Source organism: Longimicrobium sp., assembly GCA_036387335.1.
Lineage (GTDB): Bacteria > Gemmatimonadota > Gemmatimonadetes > Longimicrobiales > Longimicrobiaceae > Longimicrobium.
Map to the genome: position 1 here is coordinate 1 of DASVTZ010000089.1, position 21,898 is coordinate 21,898.

20 protein-coding genes are annotated in these 21,898 nt (G+C 69.3%); 1 reads left to right on the forward strand and 19 read right to left on the reverse strand.

The window, feature by feature from the left end; all coding sequences use genetic code 11:
* Positions 1 to 3 precede the first annotated feature (3 nt).
* From erpA to VF647_07955, 5 genes are all read right to left on the reverse strand, one after another.
* The gene (gene erpA, locus VF647_07935; GenBank protein ID HEX8452010.1) at positions 4 to 381 is read right to left on the reverse strand and encodes an iron-sulfur cluster insertion protein ErpA; all 378 of its coding nucleotides are present in this window, start codon (positions 379 to 381) and stop codon (positions 4 to 6) included.
* A 132-nt stretch (positions 382 to 513) separates the two neighbouring features.
* Positions 514 to 1,053 (reverse strand): HAD family hydrolase, encoded by a 540-nt coding sequence (locus VF647_07940; GenBank protein ID HEX8452011.1) that lies wholly within the window; start codon positions 1,051 to 1,053, stop codon positions 514 to 516.
* Positions 1,050 to 1,838: an enoyl-ACP reductase gene (locus VF647_07945; protein ID HEX8452012.1), complete on the reverse strand. Its 789-nt coding sequence runs from the start codon at positions 1,836 to 1,838 to the stop codon at positions 1,050 to 1,052. Before VF647_07945 ends, VF647_07940 begins: the two co-directional genes overlap by 4 nt.
* 36 nt (positions 1,839 to 1,874) lie before the next feature.
* Positions 1,875 to 3,050 carry a carboxypeptidase-like regulatory domain-containing protein gene (locus VF647_07950; protein ID HEX8452013.1) on the reverse strand — a complete coding sequence of 392 codons (1,176 nt, stop codon included), beginning with the start codon at positions 3,048 to 3,050 and terminating at the stop codon, positions 1,875 to 1,877.
* A complete protein-coding gene (locus VF647_07955; protein HEX8452014.1) occupies positions 3,047 to 5,749 on the reverse strand; it encodes a valine--tRNA ligase in 2,703 nt (900 codons plus the stop codon). The genes VF647_07950 and VF647_07955 overlap by 4 nt, the downstream gene beginning before the upstream one ends.
* A 667-nt stretch (positions 5,750 to 6,416) precedes the next feature.
* Here VF647_07955 and VF647_07960 point away from each other — a divergent pair.
* Entirely contained in the window at positions 6,417 to 7,169 is a 753-nt protein-coding gene (locus tag VF647_07960) for a DUF3800 domain-containing protein (GenBank protein HEX8452015.1), read from the forward strand.
* A 341-nt stretch (positions 7,170 to 7,510) separates the two neighbouring features.
* Here VF647_07960 and VF647_07965 read toward each other — a convergent pair whose 3' ends face one another.
* The 14 genes from VF647_07965 to VF647_08030 all read right to left on the reverse strand — a co-directional run.
* Positions 7,511 to 8,152, reverse strand: a complete 642-nt coding sequence (locus tag VF647_07965) for a hypothetical protein (protein HEX8452016.1) — start codon at positions 8,150 to 8,152, stop codon at positions 7,511 to 7,513.
* Entirely contained in the window at positions 8,149 to 8,637 is a 489-nt protein-coding gene (locus tag VF647_07970; protein ID HEX8452017.1) for a hypothetical protein, read from the reverse strand. Before VF647_07970 ends, VF647_07965 begins: the two co-directional genes overlap by 4 nt.
* A gap of 294 nt (positions 8,638 to 8,931) precedes the next feature.
* A complete protein-coding gene (locus VF647_07975; protein ID HEX8452018.1) occupies positions 8,932 to 9,912 on the reverse strand; it encodes an electron transfer flavoprotein subunit alpha/FixB family protein in 981 nt (326 codons plus the stop codon).
* 104 nt (positions 9,913 to 10,016) lie between these two features.
* Positions 10,017 to 10,766, reverse strand: coding sequence for an electron transfer flavoprotein subunit beta/FixA family protein (locus VF647_07980; GenBank protein ID HEX8452019.1), 750 nt, complete (start codon positions 10,764 to 10,766; stop codon positions 10,017 to 10,019).
* A gap of 339 nt (positions 10,767 to 11,105) precedes the next feature.
* Positions 11,106 to 11,474, reverse strand: coding sequence for a hypothetical protein (locus VF647_07985; protein ID HEX8452020.1), 369 nt, complete (start codon positions 11,472 to 11,474; stop codon positions 11,106 to 11,108).
* A gap of 21 nt (positions 11,475 to 11,495) precedes the next feature.
* Positions 11,496 to 12,593 carry an alpha/beta fold hydrolase gene (locus VF647_07990; GenBank protein ID HEX8452021.1) on the reverse strand — a complete coding sequence of 366 codons (1,098 nt, stop codon included), beginning with the start codon at positions 12,591 to 12,593 and terminating at the stop codon, positions 11,496 to 11,498.
* A 79-nt stretch (positions 12,594 to 12,672) separates the two neighbouring features.
* A complete protein-coding gene (locus VF647_07995) occupies positions 12,673 to 14,253 on the reverse strand; it encodes an NADH-quinone oxidoreductase subunit N (protein HEX8452022.1) in 1,581 nt (526 codons plus the stop codon).
* A gap of 15 nt (positions 14,254 to 14,268) precedes the next feature.
* Positions 14,269 to 15,873 carry an NADH-quinone oxidoreductase subunit M gene (locus tag VF647_08000; protein ID HEX8452023.1) on the reverse strand — a complete coding sequence of 535 codons (1,605 nt, stop codon included), beginning with the start codon at positions 15,871 to 15,873 and terminating at the stop codon, positions 14,269 to 14,271.
* 13 nt (positions 15,874 to 15,886) lie between these two features.
* Entirely contained in the window at positions 15,887 to 18,259 is a 2,373-nt protein-coding gene (nuoL, locus tag VF647_08005) for an NADH-quinone oxidoreductase subunit L (protein HEX8452024.1), read from the reverse strand.
* A 7-nt stretch (positions 18,260 to 18,266) separates the two neighbouring features.
* Positions 18,267 to 18,572, reverse strand: a complete 306-nt coding sequence (nuoK, locus tag VF647_08010; protein ID HEX8452025.1) for an NADH-quinone oxidoreductase subunit NuoK — start codon at positions 18,570 to 18,572, stop codon at positions 18,267 to 18,269.
* 5 nt (positions 18,573 to 18,577) lie between these two features.
* Complete coding sequence (locus VF647_08015; GenBank protein ID HEX8452026.1) at positions 18,578 to 19,099, reverse strand: NADH-quinone oxidoreductase subunit J; 522 nt, start codon at positions 19,097 to 19,099, stop codon at positions 18,578 to 18,580.
* A 112-nt stretch (positions 19,100 to 19,211) separates the two neighbouring features.
* Positions 19,212 to 19,721: an NADH-quinone oxidoreductase subunit I gene (locus VF647_08020; protein HEX8452027.1), complete on the reverse strand. Its 510-nt coding sequence runs from the start codon at positions 19,719 to 19,721 to the stop codon at positions 19,212 to 19,214.
* A 14-nt stretch (positions 19,722 to 19,735) separates the two neighbouring features.
* Positions 19,736 to 21,058 carry an NADH-quinone oxidoreductase subunit NuoH gene (nuoH, locus tag VF647_08025; GenBank protein HEX8452028.1) on the reverse strand — a complete coding sequence of 441 codons (1,323 nt, stop codon included), beginning with the start codon at positions 21,056 to 21,058 and terminating at the stop codon, positions 19,736 to 19,738.
* Positions 21,059 to 21,401: 343 nt separating this feature from the next.
* On the reverse strand, positions 21,402 to 21,898 hold a 497-nt coding region (locus tag VF647_08030), incomplete at its 5' end, for a molybdopterin-dependent oxidoreductase (protein ID HEX8452029.1).

Consider the following 21,898-nt stretch of genomic DNA (forward strand, 5'->3'; position numbering starts at 1 on the left):
CCCTCACACCGTGAACGAGCTGCCGCAGCCGCAGCCGCCGCTGGCGTTCGGGTTGTTGAAGGTGAAGCCGGAGCCCTGGAAGGTGGAGACGAAGTCGATCTCCACGCCGGCCAGGTACTGGAGGCTGAACGGGTCCACGAACAGCCGCACCCCGTTCGACTCCAGGATCATGTCGTCCTCGCCGGCCTCGTCCTCGATGTTGAGGCCGTACTGGAAGCCCGAGCACCCGCCCGGAAGCACGCCCACGCGCAGCCCGGCGGACTCGGTGGCCCCCTGCTCCTCCATGTAGCGGCGAACCTCGGCGACGGCCGTCGGGGTCACCGTGACGGGGCTGGTGGCGGTCTCCGTATTCACGTTCACGGTCGCGTTTTCGGTCTGCATCGCTGCCCCCGCAGTGTATGGTGTGTCGCGGGCTGAACGACTCCCGCCGCATCGGCCACTTGTTACCCTTTCGAGCGTCGCAGGTTTCAGTCCGCGGCGCCGGGAGGGGCTGGCTCCAAGATAATCGGACCGTCAGCCCCGCGACAGCATGATGATTCGCTCCACCGCTTCCGCGACCGACTCCACGATCTGGACGTGCGGGGGCGTCTCCGCGACCTCCGTCTGGGGGCCGCGGACCAGGATCGCCGTGCCGCCGAACCGCTCCGCCGGGGCCACGTCGCGCAGACGGTCGCCGACGAAGTAGGCGCCGGCCAGCTCCAGTCCGTGCTCGCGCGCGGCGCGCAGGAACATCCCCGCGCCCGGCTTGCGCAGCTCCTCCGGGTCGGGGTCGGCGGGGGCGTGCGGGGCGTGGTACTCGCCGTCCAGCCGCGCGCCAGCTTCGTTCAGGAGCTCCACGAGCCGTGCGTGCACGGCGTGGTACTGCGCTTCGGTGAAGTATCCCCGGCCGATGCCCGACTGGTTGGTCACCAGGAAGACGGGGTGCCCCACCCCGTTCAGCCGCGCCACCGCCTCCGCCGCGCCGGGTAGGAGCTCCACGCCGGCGGGGTCGGACAGGTAGTGGCGGTCGGCGATCAGCGTGCCGTCGCGGTCCAGGAAGACCGGTGGCTTCAACCCGCGGTGATGTTGAAGCCGGCGTCCACGTACATCGTCTCGCCCGTGACCCCGGCGGAGAGCTGCGAGGCCAGGAAGAGGGCCGCGTTCCCCACCTCGTCCGGCTCCACGGTGCGCTTGAGCGGCGAGCGCTCGGCGGTGATGCGCATCAGGTCGCGGAAGTGGGCCACGCCGCGCGCCGCCAGCGTGTTGATGGCGCCGGCCGAGACGGCGTTGATGCGGATGCCGCGCTGCCCCAGGTCGATCGCCAGGTAGCGCACGCACGCCTCCAGCGCCGCCTTCGCCACGCCCATGACGTTGTACCCGGGCACCGCCTTCTGCGACCCGTAGTAGGTCATGGTGACGATGCTGCCGCCTTCCGGCATCATCGCCGAGGCCGCCCGCGAGAGGGCGACGAGGGAGTACGCCGAGATCTCATGCGCCGCGAGGAAGTCGTCGCGCTGCGTCTCGATGAACGGGTTCGCCATCGCGGCCTTGGGTGCGAAGGCGACGGAGTGGAGGAGGAAGTCGAGCTGCCCCCAGCGCTCCTTGAGCGCGCCGAAGACGGCGGCCACCTGCGCCTCGTCGCGCACGTCCAGGTCCATCAGCGGCACGTCGCCCAGCTCGGCCACCGTGCGGGTGACGCGGTCGCGCATGACCTCGCCCTGGTAGGTGAAGGCCAGCTCCATCCCCGCCCCGGCCAGTGCGCGCGCGCACCCCCAGGCAATGGAGTTCTGGTTGGCGACCCCTACGATCAGCCCCTTCTTCCCTGCGAGCAGCCCCGAGAGGGGCGACGATTCGGTCATGGCGATGTTCCCGTTGGGGAGATGAGAGACGGCGGCTCAGGGGCGAGCCGGAGCCGGGTTCGCGGGCGGAGCCTGTGGTGTGGCCGGGGGCGTCGTTCCCGCCCGCGGCGTGGCGGCCGGTTGCGGAGCGGCTGCCGCGCGCGGCGTACGCAGGCGAAGCTCGCCCCCGCCCGTGAGGCCGACCAGGTTGCGCACGCCCTCCACGCGGATGGTGTACTGCGCGTCCGGCCGCAGCGCACCCGCCACGCGCACGGTGATGGTGCGCGAGGGCACCGGCCCGCGCGCGGCGGCCGGCGCCCCCCGCCGCGCCGTGTCGCCCGCGACGGGGGCGGCTGCGGTGTCCGGCGCGGCCGCGGGGACGTCCGTGGGCGCGCCGATCACCACCGACACGATGCGCACCGGCGTGCTGTCCGGCGCCAGGAGCCGCACCTGCGTGACTTCGATGCGCTGCGCCGGATCCAGGAAGTCGTCGAAGCGCACCGCGATCGCCGAGTCGGCGCCCGTTGCTTCCAGCGCCTTGGGGGCGGAGCTGTCGGGCGCCACGATGCTGAGCCCCACCGAGGGCTGCGCGCCCACGGCCACGCGAGCAACGGCGGTGTCGCGCGACTCGAAGGGCTCCAGCGACCGGTTGGCGTTGGGATCGCTGAAGGCGCGCACCTGGTACTCCCCCGCCGGGATCTGCGCGAAGGCAAAGGTCCCCGCCTCGTCCGTGCGCGTGGCGTAGACGAGCGAGTCGGGGCGCAGGATCGCCTCCACGCGCACGCCCTTGGCGGGCTGCGCCGTCTGCCGCTCCAGCACGGTGCCGGAGAGAAAGGTCTCCGGGATTTCGGGGCCGGTGGAGAAGACCAGCCGGATCGGCTCCTGGATGCGATTGTTGAAGCGGTCGTGCACCGTGGAGTCGAGCACCACCTGGTAGATGCGGTTGGGCTCCCATCCACGGCGCAGCGAGACCCGCAGCTCGTCGCCGCTCTTGTCCACCGCGACGGCGCTGGTGCGAGGCGATACGGAGACCGCCTCCTCCAGCCGCTCCTCCGAGAGCGTTTCGTCGAAGACGAAGACGGCCGGCGCGCGGAGGCTTGGGGCGCGGGCAAAGGTGTCCGGCCGCGTGGTGAGGAGCTGCGGCCCCACCTTGTCCTCCTCGCCGCCGGTGGGCGCCTCGATGTGCGCGCACGCCGCCACCAGCAGCGCGGCGCACATCCACAGGCGCTTCACGAGCCCCCCTCCAGCGCGGCGAGCTTGTCGGCCAGCTTCGCCCGCTGCTCGCGGAACGCCGCCACCTTTTCGCGCTCCTTCTCCACCACCTCGGCGGGGGCGCGGGCCACGAAGCTCTCGTTCCCCAGCTTCTTCTCGGTGCCGGTGATCAGGCCGTCCAGGCGGCCGCACTCGGTGCGCAGGCGGGCGCGCTCCTTGTCCAGGTCGATCACGCCGGCCAGCGGCACGAAGAGCTCGGTGCCGGAGCGGAGGACGGCGTTCGCGCCCACCTCGCCGTCCGTCGCGCCCCACTCCACCGTCTCCACGCGCGCCAGGTCCAGCAGGGCGCGGGCGCTCCCCTCGATCGCCGCGCGCGCCGCGTCGCCCGCGGACGGGATACGCAGCGGGATGCGGGTGCCCGGCGCGATCCCGTACTCCGCGCGTATGTTGCGGATGGCGCCGATCGCCTCCTGCACCTCCGCGAAGCCCGCCTCGGCCGCCGCGTCCTCGGCGCCGGGGGTGGGCCAGGGCGCCACGATCAGCGCGGGCCCGTCGCCGGCCGCGCGCGGCAGCTTCTGCCACACAGCCTCGGTGATGTACGGCATCACCGGGTGGAGGAGGCGGAGCGCGCCGTCCAGAGCCTCGGCCAGGACGGCGCGGGAGGCGCGCTGGCTTGCCTCGCCCAGGTCGCCGCGCAGGCGGGCCTTGGCGGCTTCAAGGTACCAGTCCGCCAGCTCGCCCCAGAAGAACTGGTAGCCGCGCAGCGCAGCGTCCTGGAGCCTGAACTTCTCCAGCGATTCCGTCGTCTCGCGCACCGCCTTCGACAGGCGCGACAGGATCCAGCGGTCCGCCAGCTCCAGGTCGCCCTGCACCTCTGCGAGGGGCACGCGCTCGCCCTCGCCCAGGTTCATCAGGGCGAAGCGCCCCGCGTTCCACAGCTTGTTGGCGAAGTTGCGCGCGGGCCCGAACGACTCTTCCAGGTTGTCGGGGTTCACGCCCTGGTCCATCCCCGCCGCGGCGCCGGTGATCATGGTGTAGCGCAGCGCATCGGCCCCGAAGCGCGCCACCACGTCCAGCGGGTCCACGCCGTTGCCGAGCGACTTGCTCATCTTCCGCCCCAGGTGGTCCCGCACCATCCCGGTGAGGTACACGTCGCGGAAGGGCACCTCGCCCATGAACTCCAGCCCCGCCATGATCATGCGGGCGATCCAGAAGAACAGGATGTCGTGCCCGGACACCAGCGTGTGGTTCGGATAGAACGCGCGCAGGTCCGCCGTGTCCTCCGGCCATCCCAGCGTCGAGAAGGGCCACAGCCAGCTGGAGAACCAGGTGTCCAGCACGTCCGTGTCCTGCTCCAGCTCCGTGCTTCCGCACTTCGTGCAGGCGGTCGGGTCCTCGCGGGCCACGATCATCTCGCCGCAGCCGCAGTACCACACGGGAATGCGATGCCCCCACCAGAGCTGGCGGCTGATGCACCAGTCGCGGATGTTCTCCAGCCAGTACTCGTAGGTGCGCCCGTAGCGCTCAGGCGTAAAGCGCACGCGCCCATCGCGCCACGCCTGGAGCGCCGGCTCAGCGAGCGGCTTCATCCGCACCCACCACTGTTCGGAAAGGCGCGGCTCCACCACCGTGTCGCACCGGTAGCAGTGCGGCACGGAGAGGGTGTGGTCCTCCACCTTCTCCAGCAGTCCCAGCTCCTCGAACGCCGCCACCACGGCACGGCGCGCGTCGTAGCGGTCCAGCCCGCGGAACGGCTCCGGCACGGCGTCGCTCATGGACGCCTCCGGGGTCATCACGTCGAGCGCCGGGAGGCCGGTGCGCTGCGACACGTCGAAGTCGTTGGCGTCGTGGGCGGGCGTGATCTTCACCGCCCCAGAGCCGAACTCCGGGTCTGCGTAGTCGTCCGCCACCACGGGAATGCGGCGGCCGGTGAGGGGAAGCTCCAGCTCCTTCCCCACGATCCCCGCGTAGCGCTCGTCGGACGGGTTCACGGCCACGCCGGTGTCGCCCAGCATCGTCTCCGGGCGCGTAGTGGCCACCACCAGGTACGCGCGTCCGTCGGCGAGGCGCGGCAGCGATCCGCCGTCCACCCCCTCGGCCACGGGGTAGCGCAGGTGCCAGATCTTCCCCTGTTTCTCCTCCGGCTCCGCCTCTTCATCGGAGAGCGCGGTGAGGCAGCGCGGGCACCAGTGGATGATGCGGTGGCCGCGGTACACCAGCCCCTTCTCGTGCAGGCGCACGAACACCTCGCGCACCGCCTTCGACAGCGACGGGTCGAGGGTGAAGCGCGTGCGCTCCCAGTCCGCCGAGGAGCCGATGGCGCGAAGCTGCTGGAGGATGGTGCCCCCCGTCTCGCGCACGAACGCCCACACCCGGTCCACGAAGAGGTCGCGCCCCAGGTCGTAGCGCGTCTTGCCTTCTTTCGCGAGGATGCGCTCCACCACGTTCTGCGTGGCGATGCCGGCGTGGTCGGTGCCGGGAATCCAGAGCGCGTTCCTCCCCTGCATCCGCCGCCAGCGGGTGAGGAGGTCCTGGATGGTGTTGTTGAGCCCGTGCCCCATGTGGAGCACGGCCGTCACGTTGGGCGGGGGGATGGGGATGACGTACGCCTCGTCCCCGCTCCCGGCGTCCGCGCGGAAGAAGCCCTGCTCTTCCCACCAGCGGTAGAGCGCGGCCTCGGTTTCCTGCGGGTTGTACTGCGGCGGGAGCGGCTCGGCCATTCCCCTCGTCTCCGATAGGAAAAACGGGGCTTCGGACCCCGTGTGGGTCTCTCGATAAGAAGGGCCAATCTTACCCGCCGCGCCGGGATGGGTCAAGCGACCGCCGGCTTCGGAACCCGCTGCTGTTTCGCGCATGATGGCACCTGTGTGCTCGATTTTCGGTGGGGCGGGCAGGGTGCCCGGCTCCGGGGAAAACGAAACCGCCCCCCGGATCGGTCCGGGGGGCGGGCACGGGTGCCACGCCGCGCGCAGGCGGCAGCGCGTCGTTTCAGACGCGCGCGCAGGCCCTCTGCGCCCCGGAACGGATCCGGGGGCCGGTAACTCGGCGAGTGCGAAGCGCGTGCGTCATCGTTCTTCCTTCAGGTTCTCCGTGGCTTCCTTCCAAGCGTAACGCTGATTACCGCTTGTGGTCAAGTCTCTATACGGGGTGGTGGGGTCGGTTCGGATGTAACGTTCCGGCTGGTGGTTTAGAGCGTGCCGGCCTTGCGGTCTCCCTCCGCCAGAGGCCTGCTCATGGAAGATCGTAAGAAGGTGCTGCGTGCTGGTGGGCCAAACGATGGCGAGTACACGCACTTCACCTTGCACCAGCGGGCGGTGTCCGGCGACATTGGTCCGTCTCGTAACGTACCTTCACAACCGCGCAGTGAGTGGGGCTGGCATGTTCTTGATGTACGTGGACGAAAGCGGGGATGCCGGAGTGATCAACTCACCCACGCGATACTTCGTCCTCACCGGCTTGGTGGTGCACGAGCTACGATGGCGGGCGGTCTTAGATCGCTTGATCCAGTTTCGCCAGGATATGAAGGCGAGGCACGGACTCAAACTTCGGGAAGAGATCCATGCGGCACACTTCATCAACAACCCGGGCAACCTCGTTCGCATCAAAAGACACGATCGTCTCTCAATCATCCGGGATTACGCCGACGCCCTGGCTTCGATTCCGGACTTGAACATCCTCAACGTCGTGGTAGACAAGCAGGGGAAGGGATTGAGTTACGGCGTGTTCGAGAATGCGTGGAGGACGCTGATCCAGCGCCTCGAAAATACGATCTCGTATCGCAACTTCCGCGGCCCGGCTAACACGGACGACCGTGCGATAATCCTACCGGACAACACCGACAACAAACGCCTGCAAGCCCTCTTGCGGAAGCTCCGCGCATACAACCCCATCCCGAATCAGGGCGGTGGTGGGTACCGCAACCTTCCGATGGTGCAGATCATCGAAGACCCCGTGTTCAAGGACTCAGAGCACTCCTATTTCGTGCAGTCCGCTGATTTAGCGGCGTTCCTTTTATACCAGGAACTCGCCCCGAATGGGTACATGCGGAAGAAATCTGGTCAGCACTATTTCAATCGACTTCAGGCGATATTGTGTACACAAGCGGCCCGCAACGATCCGCGGGGTATCGTAAGGCTCTGAGTGGCGCACAAAATTAGGGGGCGGCTTTTGGCCGCCCCCGGGTGGAACCTACTAACCGGACTGGCCGGCGTTCAGATCCACGACAATCATAGGGCATCGCACCGCGGAAGTCAACTGTTTTGCTGCACCACACAAGTAGTTGCAGGAAGCGCACTTCAGGCGGTTCTTCGTCCAGAGGGCCATGCGATTGGGTAACGAATAGGCCCTTTGTCAAGGGGTAGCGCGGCTGGCCTTCGGCGGCCGACAGCGGCAGTGACGCCCATCAACGCGGGCGGGACTCACACGACCAGAAGAGACAACTTCGTTATCCTTCCTCGGTGGCTCCGCGTCTCGGCGTGAGATCATGGATGCTTGGGCCCGGCGCGGAAACCGGTCACCTCGATCTGGACGTCATGCGCGGCACGGAGGCCGGCGCGGCCGCGCAGGGCCAGCTCGGACGCGGGGACGCGCGCGACTTCCTTGCCGTTGACCAGGAAGACGGCCTCGTCCGCGCCCACCTGCACCGTGAGCTGGTTGGGGCGGCCGCCCCCCTCGGCGTCGCGGCGGATGGCGGGGTGGCGCGTCCAGTCGCGCACGATGGGCGTCTGCACCCCCTGGCGGCGCTTCACCAGGAAGCTGCCGTCGCCGCGCGTGAGGAAGTAGCTGTAGACCTGGCCCGCCTCCGGCCCCTCCAGGCCCGTGCCGCCCAGCACGAGCCCGATCCCTTCGTGCAGGCGGCCGCTCCGCTTGCGGATGGTGGCGGTCACTTCGTAGGGCGGCTCCAACTCGGGTGCGTCCTCCTCCCACAGGATCGCGTGCGCGACCGTCTCCACCACCAGCGTGTCGCCCGCGTGCGTGATGCGGGCGGACGACGGGTTGGCGCGCCACGTGTGTGCGGCCGGTGCCTCTGACGGGAGGGCGGCGGCGCGGGGCGGATCGGCGCGGGGCTCGGCGCCGCAGCCGGCGAGGGCCAGGAGCGCGGCGAGGGCGAGGGGGCGGTTCATGGCTCCAGCGACTTGCGAAGCTCGTCCAGCGGCAGGTCGCGGACGCGGATCTCCAGCGGGATCACGTACTCCGTCTGCGTCTGCGTGCGCACGCGAAAGGTGTCGTGCAGCCGCACCGGCATGTCCGTCCTGATCGGGATGCGCGTGTTGATGGGGAGGCGGACCATGTAGGTGCCCAGCGGTCCCCGCAGCGGCACGTTCACGGTGGTGTTGATGGGAAAGGTGGTGTTCAGCTTGATGTTGTACGTCTGGTCGAGGGGGACGTCGAAGTGGAGCGGCGTCCCCGACGGCACCCGGACCTGGTACTTGATGCTCGCCTCCGATTTCCCGAGCTTCTCCACCATCCTCCCCACCGCGGGCGCCGCCAGCCGCTCCGGATGCCGCAGCCTCGACAGGAGCACCGCGTTCATCAGCAGCGACAGCACCGCCACCGCCAGTGCCACCGGCGCGATCCATGTGCTGCGGGACGGACGCGGGTCGTTCAAGCGCGCTCCATGACGGGGATCGGGTATGGGCCTGCGTTGGGATGATAACGCGGGGGCGTGGCGTGGCGCGAGGGTGGGGGCGGCGGTTTGGTTCGCGATGCGGGAACTTGGGCATCCGATCGTTCCGGACGCCGGGGATTGGCGCATGGCGGGGCACGGGCAGCCACGTGGGGCGGCCCCTACGGGTATCGGTGTGGGATGCGGAGGTCGAGGAAGGGAGAGGGTGGGGGGAAAGGCAGAGGCCCGGAGAGGATGTGTCCTCTCCGGGCCTCAGGGTCCATCATGCCGGCAGGATCAGCCGACGACCTTGCGGACCTCTTCGGCGAGGCGGGGGATGATCTGGTTGAGGTCGCCCACGATGCCGTAGTCGGCCACCTTGAAGATGGGGGCCTCGGGGTCCTTGTTGATCGCCACGATGTAGCGCGACGAGCGCATGCCGGCCAGGTGCTGGATGGCGCCCGAGATGCCGACGGCGAAGTAGAGCGTTGGCGACACGGTCTTGCCCGTCTGCCCCACCTGCTCGGCGTGGGGGCGCCAACCCGCGTCCACCACCGCGCGAGAGGCGCCGACGGTGGCGCGGCCGTGGAAGGCGTCGGCGAGGTCTTCGAGGATCTTGAAGTTCTCGGCGCTCCCCAGCCCGCGCCCGCCGGCCACGATCACCGGCGCCTCGGCCACGTCCATCTTCTCCCCCGCCGCCGCGCGGATCTCGCGCACGATGACGCCGAAGTCCGCGCCCTCCAGCGAGACGGCGAGCGGCTCGACGGTGCCAGCCCTGGCGTTCTCGGCGGGGTTGAAGGAGTTGGGGCGAAGCGCCAGCACCGCCGGCTTGCCCGTGACGGTGACGCGCGCGTTCAGCTTGCCCGCGTACTTGGGCCGCGTGGCGACCACCTGCCCACCCTCCACTTCGAGGGCGGTGACTTCGCTGAGGTACTCCACGCCCATGCGCGCGGCGACGCGCGGCGCCAGGTCACGGCCCAGCGACGTGGCCGGAAAGAGGGCGGCCTCGCACCCGTTCTCCTTGAGGTAGCTGGCGATCACCGTGGTGAACGCCTCGGGGTGGTACTTGTCGAACGACTCGCTCTCGCCGGCCAGCACGCGGTCCGCGCCGTAGCGGCCCAGGTCGGCGGCCACGCCGGAGGTGCCCGGCTTCCCCAGCACGGCGGCGACCACCTCGGTGCCCAGCCCGTCCGCGAGGGTGCGGGCGGCGGTCACCACCTCCTGCGCCACCTTGCGCAGCTCCCCCTCACGCGTCTCCGCGAACGCGAATATTGCCATGGATCGTCAGTTCCGTTGAAGTGGATTGGGAATGGGGATTGGGGATTGGGGAATGGTGAAAACCAGGCAGCGACCATTCCCCATTCCCCACTTCCCCATTCCCCTTACAGTACCTTGGCCTCTTCGCGAAGCAGCCGCATCAGCTCGGGCACGGCGTCGGCGCCCTGGCCCACGATGCGGCCGGCCTTGCGCTCCGCCGGGTAGGAGAGCTGCTGCGCGGCGGCGGCGCTGTCGCCGGTGGCGGCGGGCTTCTCCTCGAGCGGCTTCTTCTTGGCCGCCATGATCCCCTTGAGCGACGCGTAGCGCGGCTCGTAGGCACCCTTGGTGAGGGTGAGCGCGCACGGCATGCGCAGCTCCACCACCTCGGTGCCGCCCTCGATCTCGCGCTGCGCCACCACCTTGCCGTCCTGCACCTCGAACTGCGTGACGGCGCTCGTCACCGGGATGCCCAGCAGCTCGGCGGTCATCGGCCCGACGGCCTGGAGGTCGTCGTCCACGGCGCGCAGGCCGAAGAGGAGGAGGTCGTACTCGCGCCCCTTCACCTCGTCCGCCAGCGCGCGCGCCACGGCCAGCCCTTCGAGGCCGCCCGCCGACTTGAGGAGGACGGCGTTGTCGGCGCCCATGGCCAGCGCGGTGCGCAGCGTCTCGGCCGATTCGGCGCCGCCCACGGTCATCACGGTCACTTCGCCGGAGCCCGCTCCCTCCTTGTGCTTCAGGGCGGCTTCGACGGCGAACTCGTCGTACGGGTTCAGCACGAACTTCATTCCGGCAGGGTCGACGGTCCCCCCGTCGCCCGCAATGCGAAGGCGCGCCTCGGTGTCCGGGACGCGCTTCACGCACACGATGCTCTTCACGCGCGCATCTCCTCAAGCGTCTGGTGATTCGTTTCGGATGCCGCCCGGCGGCTCCGAAGCCGGGCAGAATAGCCAGACCGGGCCGGACCGGCAAGGCCACCGCTCCCGGCGAGTAAACTCGCTGCAACAACAGCACAAAGTCCGCCTGCGCGGACTCGCGGGCGAGATCCGCCCCGATGCCGGCATGCACGAGTCGGCTTCAGCCGCCTTCGCGTGGTTCCAGCCGGGGGCTTTAGCCCCCGGTGGGATCCCCCGGTGCCCCGCCCCCGCACAGCAAAGGCGCGGACACCCACATCCGCGCCTCTCCCCGCGTCTCCGCGCCTCCGCGTGAGCCCGCTGTTACGGCCTCGCCGATGGCCGCGCGTTCGGGTTGGTCTCCGGCAGCGGCGCCACGGTGTCGTTTCGCGTGCCGGCCTGTGCGCCGGGGTTGGGCGCGCCGGGGAGCGTGGCGCCCGGGGGAGTGCTGTCCGAGCTGGACAGGTTCTCCAGGTGGATCGTCGTGTCCACCAGACCGGCCCGCGCCGCCTCCTCCGGCGACATGGCCTTGGCCTCCGCCTGCACCTGCTGCGTGGAGGTGCCGTCCATCCGGTCTTCGTTGGTGGTGTCGATCGCGGCGGCGGGCGCGTTCGCCTCGTCGTCCTCGCCGTTCCCACCGCAGGCGGCGGAGAGCAGAAGGGCGCCCACGAGGGCGGCACGGAAAAGCATCATCACGAGCTCCTTGGGGCAGGTTCAGGCCTGGGCCGGCTCCACGTCGCCCAGCCGCTCCTCGTAGAAGCGGCGGACGCGCTCGGCCACCTCGGCGGCGCGCTCCCAGTGCGGGAGCGGCCCCGTGGGCAGCCCGACCACCGTCACGTTCGGGCGCTCCTCCAGCTCGGGGAGGCGCTGGATCTGCGCCGCGCGGCGGCTCTCGGCGGTGCCGTGCACCACCAGGATCGGCTGGCGGAGGCGCAGGTACGTCTCCATCGCCTCCTTTACGAAGAGGCGGCCGTTCACCACGTCGTCCAGCGGCCGGGCGGCGCCCTCCACGCGCGCCGTCTCCACCGCGTACTCCACGAACTCGTCCGGCACCCCGAAGTCGGGGGTGAAGAGCTGGTCGCGCGCGAACTCGAAGATGCGGTCCGGCGTGGTGAGGCGCTCGTACAGTGCGCGCTGCACGCCGGGGAGCATGAAGGCCAGCTTCGAGCGCAGGCGCCCCACCTCGGCCGGGTCGTCGCCCAGGCCGGCGGGCTCCAGCGCGACCAGCGAGCGCACCAGGTCCGGCCGGCGGCGGGCGACCTCGGCGGCGTAGGTGGCGCCCAGCGACAGGCCGATCACGTCCGCGCCGCCGGCGGGGCGCACCACGCGCTCAAGGAAGTGCTCCAGCTGGTCTTCCAGCACCTCCGGCGTGTACATGATCTCCGGGCGGTCGCTGTGGCCGAAGCCGACCCACTCCAGCGCGAAGATCGGCCGGTCGCCGCGGGCCAGCGCGCGCACCAGGGGCCGCATCTCGTGCGCCGAGGCGACCGCGTTGATGGAGTGCACGAAGACCAGCGGCCTTCCCTCGCCCTCGCGGCTGTAGAAGGCGTAGTGCACGTCGCCCCAGGGCACGTACTCCAGCCGCATCCCCAGCGCGTTGGGGAGCTCGGTCACGGGGCGCTGGCGCGACCTTCCCGCGCCCACCAGGAAGACGCCGTACGCCGCCAGCGCCGCCGCGGCGGTCAGCCCCGCGGCACGCCCAGCCTGGCCCAGCCGGCCGCGCGAGGGCTTCTCGCCGCCGGCCGCATCCAGGCCACGTTCCCGCCGCCGATCCCGGCGCGCTTTCTCTTGGTTCTCGTCGCGGTCCGCCATGTCTCCATTCCCCTTGCAAACAGGAGGCCCGGCGCTCACCGCCGGGCCTCCACCCCGTTCCGTAGCCCGCTGAATCCGTTTACCGCAACGACGTCTGCGTCCCCGGCTGCACCCCGGCCGCGGTGGCGCCGCGCACCGGGGTCCACTCCAGCGAATCGGCCCCCTTCAGCGCCCACCCCATCGGCCTGGAGCCCAGGAAGAAGAGGAGGATCACCGCCACCCCCGCCACTGTCACCGCCCAGCGGGTGGGGCCGGGGAGCCAGGCGTGGCGGTGGTCGTCGGCCGAGCGCGCGGGACGCATGTACATCACGACGATCAGGCGCAGGTAGTAGAAGTACGAGATCAGCGACGCCAGCACCAGGAGCACCGCCACCGGAGCCAGCCCCGCATCCACCGCCGCGCGCAGGATGTACAGCTTCCCCAGGAAGCCCGCGGTGAGCGGGAAGCCGGCCAGCGAGAGGAGGAAGATGGAGAAGAGCCCGGCCAGCAGCGGCTTCTGCGACGCGAATCCCGCCCAGTCTTCCAGCGCCACCCGCTCTTCGCCGTTCTCGCGCGCGTTGGCGATCACCATGCCGAACGCCCCCGCCGTCACGATGGTGTAGACGACCAGGTAGAACAGGAACGCCGCCACCCCGGCCCGCGACATCGCCAGCAGCGCCACCAGCAGGTAGCCGGCGTGCGCGATCGACGAGTAGGCGAGCATCCGCTTGACGCTCCCCTCGGTGAGCGCGATCAGGTTGGCGCCGAACATGGTGACCACCGCCAGCCAGAACACCGGTTCGCGCCACACGTCGCCCGCGCCGCCGAAGCCGATCACGAACATGCGGATGAAGGCCGCGAACGCCGCCGCTTTGACGCCCGTGGACATCAGCGCCGTGATGGGCGTGGGGGCGCCGTCGTACGCGTCGGGCGTCCACATGTGGAAGGGCATGGCGGCCACCTTGAAGGCGAAGCCCACCATCGTCAGCGCCATTCCGGCAAGGAAGATCCCGCCGAAGGGAGCCGCCCCGCCGATGACCGCCTGCGAGATCCCGCGCAGGTTCGTCGTCCCCACCGTCCCCCACACCAGCGCCAGGCCGTACAGGAAGAAGGCGCTGGAGAAGGCGCCGAGCAGGAAGTACTTGAGCGACCCCTCGGACGAGCGCGGGTCCAGCCGGTCGAAGCCCACCAGGACGTAGATGGCCACCGACATCACCTCGAGCCCCACGAAGAGGAGCATCAGGTCGCGCGCGCCGCCCATCAGCATCATCCCCAGGGTGGCGAATAGCACCAGCACGTGGAACTCGCCGCGGTTGATGCCGCGCCGGTCCAGGTAGCCCATGGAGAGGAAAAGGGTGAGCGCCGCCGACCCCAGGTAGATGTAGTTGGTGATCATCCGGAAGTTGTCCAGCGCCACCATCCCCACGTCCGAGCGGTCGGTCACGTTCACCAGCGCCAGGTTGGCGAACCCCGCCAGCACCAGCGCCGCCAGCGCGAGCCAGGCCACGCTGGGGCGCGACGGCTCGGAACGGTTCCCCTTCTGGAAGACGTCCACCATCAGCACGCCCATGGCGCCCAGCGCCAGCACGATCTCCGGGAGCAGCGCCCAGAAGTAGTGCGGCTGGCGGGCCAGGTCCAGCACGTCCGGGCGCCCGAGCGTCCGGAAAAGGTCAGCGAACATGAAAGCGGTTCTCCCCTACGGTTGGACGGCGACGGGGGCCCCGAAGCCCTGCGGCATCCGCGAATCCTTCACCTGCGCAAGGACGCGCTGGGCGGAAGGCTCCATGCGGTCCAGGAACGGCTTCGGGTACACCCCCAGCCACAGGATCAGCAGCGCCAGCGGCAGGAGGATGGCCAGCTCGCGCCGGTTGAGGTCCGGCACGTGGCGGTTGGCCGGCCGGTCCAGCGCGTTGAAGATGGTCTTCTGCACCATCGGCAGCATGTAGTACGACGCGAAGATCACCCCGCTGGCGCCGATCAGCGCCATCCACGGCTGGCTGCGGAATGCGCCCAGCAGCACCAGGAACTCGCCCACGAAGCCGCTCGTGCCCGGGAGCCCGATGGTGGTCATGGCCGCGAACACCAGCATGACCGAGAACACCGGGAGCGACGCCGCCAGCCCGCCGAAGTCGGCGATGTCGTACGAGTGGCGCCGCTCGTACAGCATCCCCAGCAGGAAGAAGAGCATGGGCGTGGAGAGCCCGTGGCCGATCATCACCAGCAGCGCGCCCTGCATCCCCTGCGCGTTGAAGGCGAAGATCCCCAGGATCACGAAGCCCAGGTGCGCCACCGAGGTGTACGCCACCAGCTTCTTGGCGTTGGGCTGCACCGCCGCCACCAGCGCGGCGTAGATGATCCCCGCCAGCCCCAGTATCATCGCCCACTTCACCACGCCGCCGCTCCGCGCCACGTCCGGGAACAGGGGGAGGGCGAAGCGGATGAAGCCGTACGTCCCCATCTTGAGCAGCACCCCCGCCAGCACCACCGACCCCGCCGTGGGCGCCTGCACGTGCGCGTGCGGCAGCCAGGTGTGGAAGGGGAAGATCGGCACCTTGACCGCGAACGCCAGCGCGAACGCCAGGAAGAGCATCGTCTGCTCCACCCCGGTGAGCTGCAGCGTCATGAAGTCGAAGTACGAGAAGCTGGGCGTGATCCCCGCCGTGACGCCGTTGAAGCGCCAGAAGAGGTACAGGATCGCCACCAGCATCAGCAGCGAGCCGACCGCCGTGTAGAGGAAGAACTTGACCGCCGCGTAGATGCGCTCCTTGCCGCCCCAGATCCCGATGAGGAAGTACATGGGGATCAGCACCATCTCCCAGAACATGTAGAACAGGAAGAGGTCCAGCGACACGAACACCCCCACCACGCCGCCGGTCAGCGCCAGGAGCGAGGCGTAGAAGCCGCGCTCGCGATCGCGGATGTACGTCCACGACCCAAGCACCATCAGCGGCAGCAGCAGGGTGGTGAGCAGCACCATGAAGAGCGAGATGCCGTCCATCCCGATCCGGTAGTGGATCCCCCACTCCTTGAACCAGACGAGGTCCGCGCAGTTGTTGAAGTTCACCGTCCGGTCCAGCCACGCCCCCATCCCCGCGCGGGGGTCGACCCCGCTCATGCGGCAGGTGCCCACGGGGTTGAAGGTGAAGAAGAGCGGGATGGACACCGCGAGCTCGATCAGGCCGGCCACGAGGGCCACCCGCTTCGCGTTCTCCTCCCCGGCCAGGAACGCGGCCAGCGCGCCCAGCATGGGAAAGAGGATCAGGAACGTCAGGATCCAGTGGCTCTGGTAGAAGTCGTTCATCGTTCCCGGTGCGTCAGAGCGCGAAGGCGCCGAGGAGAAGGAGCACGCCCAGCACGAGCACGAACGCGTAGGTGTTGGTCTGCCCCGTCTGCAGCCTGCCGAACACGAGGCCGAGCGCCTGCGAGGTGCGCCCCGCGAAGTCCACCAGCCCGTCGATCACGCGGCGGTCGAAGCTCGCCAGGAAGCGCGCCGTCGCCCGGACGGGTCCCAGGACGGCGCGGTCGTAGAATTCGTCGATCCACCACTTGTTGTAGAGCGTGCGCTCCATCCCGTTGCGGTACGTCGGCTCGGTGTCCGCGTTGCCCAGAACCTTCTTGCCGAGCAGCACGAACGCCGTCGCCAGCCCGCCCAGCCCGATGACGATGGCCAGGATGATGGGCCACGCCGCGTGGTGCGCCTCGGGGATGTTCTGCAGGTTGTTGCGGATCACGTCCTCGGACCCGGCGAGCACCGGGTGGAGCCAGCGGTGCAGCGCCCCGCCCTCGCCGTCGAAGTTGAAGATGCCGACGACCGGCACCTCCTCCTCCACGTTGAGGAAGCCGCCCAGCAGCGAGAGCGCCGCGAGCACCACCAGCGGCAGGCTCAGCGTCCAGTCGCCCTCGTGCAGGTGCCGCTCTTCCGTCTCGCCGCCGCGGAAGCGGCCGAAGAAGGTGTAGATCATCAGGCGGCCCATGTAGAACGCCGTCATGAACGCGGCGATCGAGAGCGTCCCGCCGATGAAGCCCATCCACGTGGCGCCCGAGATCCCGAACAGCTCCGCGCCCGACAGCGGCGACGACCCCGCGGCGCCCAGCCAGGCGGCGCCGATGATCTCGTCCTTGGAGAAGAAGCCCGCGAACGGCGGCACGCCGGCGATGGCCAGCGTCGCGATCCCCATGGTGATGAAGGTGACCGGCAGGTACTTCCGCAGCCCGCCCATGTTGCGCATGTCCTGCGCGTCGGCCGGGTTGTGCGTGTGGTGCAGCGCCGCGTGCATGGCGTGGATCACCGCGCCCGAGCCCAGGAAGAGGCAGGCCTTGAAGAAGGCGTGCGTCATCAGGTGGAAGACGCCGGCCACGTAGGCCCCCATCCCCACCGCCGCGAACATGAAGCCCAGTTGCGACACGGTGGAGTACGCCAGCACCTTTTTGATGTCCCACTGCTTCAGGCCGATGGTGGCCGCGAAGATCGCCGTCAGCGCGCCGATCAGGGCGACCACCAGCGACGCCGTGGGCGCCAGCGTAAAGAGCACCGAGGAGCGCACCACCAGGTACACGCCCGCCGTCACCATGGTGGCCGCGTGGATCAGCGCGGAAACCGGCGTGGGGCCGGCCATGGCGTCCGGCAGCCAGATGTAGAGCGGGATCTGCGCGCTCTTGCCCGTGGCGCCCAGAAAGAAGAAGAGGCAGACCAGCGTGACGACGGCGCCGCCATACGCGAACACCTCGGGAGCCTTGTCCGCCACCCCGGCGAAGTCCAGCGTGCCCAGGTTAGCGAACAGGAGGAACATCGCCAGCAGGAAGCCGAAGTCGCCCACGCGGTTGGCGATGAACGCCTTCATCCCGGCGGCGGCGTTGGCGCGCTCGCTGAACCAGAAGCCGATCAGCAGGTACGACGCGAGCCCCACCCCCTCCCACCCCACGAACATCAGCGGGTACGACGAGCCCAGCACGAGCACTAGCATGAAGAAGACGAAGAGGTTCAGGTACGCCATGTAGCGCGGGTACCCGGGGTCCTCCTTCATGTAGCCGACGGAGAAGATGTGGATCAGCGACCCCACCCCCGTGATGATCAGCGCCATCACGATGGAGAGCGGGTCGAGCAGCAGCCCCGCCGAGACGTTCAGGTCGCCCGCGGGGATCCAGGTGAAGAGCTCCGTCGCCTCGAACGCGTGGGCGCCGCGCATCGCCAGGAAGTTCGCCACCGCCAGTGCGAACGCGAGCAGCATCACCCCCGGCGCCACGAAGCTGGGCAGCACGTGCGTCAGCGGCTTAGGGCCGTGCGCGTGCCCGTGGTCGTCGTGCGCGTCGTGGCCGTGCGCATCATGCCCGTGCGCGTCGTGGGCGTGCGGGTGCACGTCGTGGGCGGCGTCCACGGGGCTGGGGCGGGTGCCGTGGTCCATCCCCTCCTGCTCGCTCGGCGCGGCGCCGGCCATCGCGAGGGCGGGCCGGTGCGCGGGGGCGTGGGCGTGCTCGTCGTGGTGCGCGTCCCAGTACGGGTCGCCCACGGGGGGGAGCACGGGAAGGGCGCGGCGCGCGGCGATGATCGCCACGATGCCGTTGATCACGAACCCGAGCAGCGGCAGCGCCAGAATCGCCCAGGGAAGGACCGGGTGGAAGGCGGCGCCGTGCGCGCCTTCGGCACCTGCCTGCGTTGCCGCGTGCGCGGCCTCTTGGAGGATCGTCACGGGACGCTTACCACCGGAGCAGGCTGAAGTTCTTGACGTCCACCGACTCCCGGTGACGGAAGGCGGCGATGACGATCGCCAGGCCGACCGCGGCCTCGGCGGCCGCCACGGCGATCACGAAGAAGACGAACACCTGGCCCTGCACCCCCGCGAACGGGGAGAGCGCCACGAACGCCAGGTTCACCGCGTTGAGCATCAGCTCCACGCACATGAACAGGATGATGATGTTGCGCCGCACCACCACCCCCGCCACTCCCACGGAGAAGAGGAGGGCGCTGAGGATGAGCGGGTACTCGACCGGGATCTGGGACATGGCCTTTACACCTTGCGCTTGGCGAGGACCACCGCCCCGATGCACGCGATCAGGAGGAGGATGGCCGTGGCCTGCAGCGGGATCATGAAGTCCTGGTAGAGCGGCATGCCGATGAGCCCCACGGTGCCGTTCATGGCCTGCGCGTTGTCCAGCGCGGCGCGCCCGGCCTCGTTCCCCAGCGGCGGGCGGTAGCCGCGCACGAAGACGCTGGTGAGGATGCCGAACACCCCCAGCCCCACCACCACCGCGGCCCCCTGCCAGGGCACCCCGCGCATGTCCGCCTCGGCGTTGTTCCCCAGGTTGAGGAGCATGATGACGAAGAGGAAGAGCACCATGATGGCGCCCGCGTACACCAGGATCTGAATGATCCCGATGAAGAAGGCGCCGAGCAGGGTGTAGATGGCCGCGACGGAGAAGAACGTCCCGATGAGCCAGACGGCGCTGGCCACGGGGCTCCTTCGCGTCACCATCGCCAGCGCCGACCCGCCCGCGCACGCGGCGAAGAAGAAGAACAGGATCTGGTTCATGGGCTCCGGAATCGGGTCCGGGTTCGGGACTTAAAGTGCCAAGTCCTAAGTGCTAAGTCCTAAGTGGCTGCGGTTCAGCACTTGGCACTCAGCACTTAGCACTTCCTTCCGTTCATTCCCCTGCCGGGTCCGACGGATCCCACAACAGCGTCACCGGGTGCGTCTGCTTCTGCAGGCGGTCCAGGTCGTACACGAAGTTCGAGCGGGTGTACTCGCCGTTCTCGTAGTGGTTGCCCACGTGGATCGCCTCCACCGGGCACACCTCCTGGCACATCCCGCAAAAGATGCAGCGGAACTCGTCGATCTCGTAGACGATGGGAAAGCGGTTCCCCTGGTCGTCCTCGCCCGGCACCAGCGTGATGCAGTTGGCCGGGCAGATGGTGGGGCACAGGCCGCACGCCACGCACTTGGGGCGCCCGTCGTCGTGCGTCTCCATCACGTGCGTCCCCCGCCACCGCGGCGACAGCGGCTTCTTGACGTCGGGGTACTGGATGGTCTGCGTGCTCCGGTCCCCGGCGTTGCTCATCAGGTGCCGGAACGTCAGCGCCATCCCCTTCAGCGAGGCTCGCAGGTAGCTCGACTTCCCCTGCGGGCGACGCATCACCTTTACGGTCGCGGCCATTTGAGTACAGCTCCTTACGGTTGTGCGGCGCCGCCCACCGGCACGCGCGCGGTGCGCCGCCGGGCCAGCTCCTGGGCATGCGCCCGCTTCGCTTCCATCGCGCCGGTGCCGGCGAGCACGTGGCCCTTGTCCAGCACGTAGAGCACCGCCGCCAGCATCACCCCGTTCACCGCCGTCAGCACCAGGCCGTAGGTGGGGAAGATCCCCATCCACCGGTCCGTCACCCGCACGCCGAACGAGTCCAGCGCGAGCACGGTCGCGGCGGTGATCACCACGGCGGCGAGCGCGGCGGGGAGCATCACCTTCCACCCCAGGTCCATCACCTGGTCGTAGCGGAAGCGCGGCACCGTCCAGCGCACGATCATGAAGACCATGATGAAGAAGAAGGTCTTCGCGGCGAACATCCCGAACGTCAGCAGCGTCAGCCACCACTCCGGCCGCGCGCCCACCCACTGTCCCCGCGCGTCGAAGCCCAGCATGTCGTCGCGCCCCCACCCCGGGATGTCCCACCCGCCGAGGAAGAGCGTCGCCATCAGCGCGGACACCGTCAGGACGTGCGCGTACTCCGCGATGAAGAACATGGAGAACTTCATCGACGAGTACTCGGTGTGGTACCCGGTCACCAGCTCGCTTTCGGCCTCGGGAAGGTCGAAGGGGAGGCGGTTGGTCTCCGCGAACGACGCGATCCAGAAGAAGAGGAACGACACCGAGAACGGCAGCGCGAACCATAGGTTCATCTCCTGCTGCCGGTACACCACCTCAGGCAGCGAGACGTTGCCGACCACGAAGAAGACGGACATCAGCGCCAGCCCCAGCGCGATCTCGTACGAGATCATCTGCGCGCCTGCCCGCAGGCCGCCGAGCAGCGCGTACTTGTTGTAGCTGGCCCACCCGGCGATCACGATGCCGTACACGCCCAGCGACGAGAAGGCGAGGAGGAAGAGCACCCCCACCGGCACGTCGGCCACGACCATGGGCACCACGCTGTTCCCCAGCCGCAGCGGCGACGCGAAAGGGATCACCGCGAAGGTGATCAGCGCCGGGATGATGGAGAGCATCGGCGCGAGCGTGAAGAAGACCCCGTTGGCCTCGGCCGGGTTGGTCTCCTCCTTGAGGATGTTCTTGATCCCGTCGGCCAGCGGCTGCCCGAGCCCCCCGGGCCCGACGCGATTCGGTCCGAGGCGGTCCTGCATCCACGCGCTGACCTTGCGCTCCAGGAGCGTCAGGAGCGCCACGACCACCATGAGCACCGAGAACACCAGGATCACCTTGATCAGCGAAGCGATCAGGAACCCGGTGTCGCCGAGTGGCTGGAGCTGGGAAACGTTCTGCTGCATTTGAAAACCAGTGCCGAGTGCCTAGTGCCTAGTGCCTAGTGCCTATGCCCAGTGGACTAGTGCGTTAGTGCGTTAGTGCGTTAGTGCGTTAGGGGACTCGTCGTCCCCTCTATTTGTCATCCTGAGTGACGCGCCTCACCGCCCTCTCCCTTGCTCCACCCTTTGGCGCGGAACGAAGGATCTACTGCGCGTACCGAGGGGCCCGCCTTCGCTCGCCGTCCTCCTGCCTCGCCGGCTAGATCCTTCGCTCGCCGCAGAGAGTGCGGTGTGCGACGGCGTGCTTCCGTCCGGCGGCTCCCTCAGGATGACAGAAGAGCGCACACACGCACTCGCGCACTTCCGTTCAGTCTCCCGCCTCCGCGAAGGACGGCAGCACCGCGCCGTTCTGCGCGAGGTCGGTGTAGCTCAGGCCGCCGAACTCGGGGCGAACCGCGGCGAGCGCCGCGAAGGCGTCGGCGGCGGTGCCGACGGGGGCGGCGTCGCTGATGCCGGCCAGGAGCACGCCCAGGATCTGCCACGCCGGACGCGCCATCCCCGGCGCCTGGATCGCAGGCCAGAAGCGCTGCACCCGCCGCTGCACGTTGGTGAACGTCCCCTCCATCTCGGCGAACGTCGTCGCCGGGAGGATGAAGTGGGCGTTGCGCGCGGCCGGCGATGCGAAGTGCCCCACGTACACGTAGAGCGACGCGTTCGCGCCGAAGCCTTCGGGCGCGTCGGCCAGCTCGTCGCCCAGCACGAAGAGGACACCGCGGTGCGCGGCAGCCTCGTCCAGCCCGCCGGTCGCGCTGGTGCCGCCCGCGCGCTTGAAGCCGAAGAGCTCCACCCCGTGCACGTTGGCGG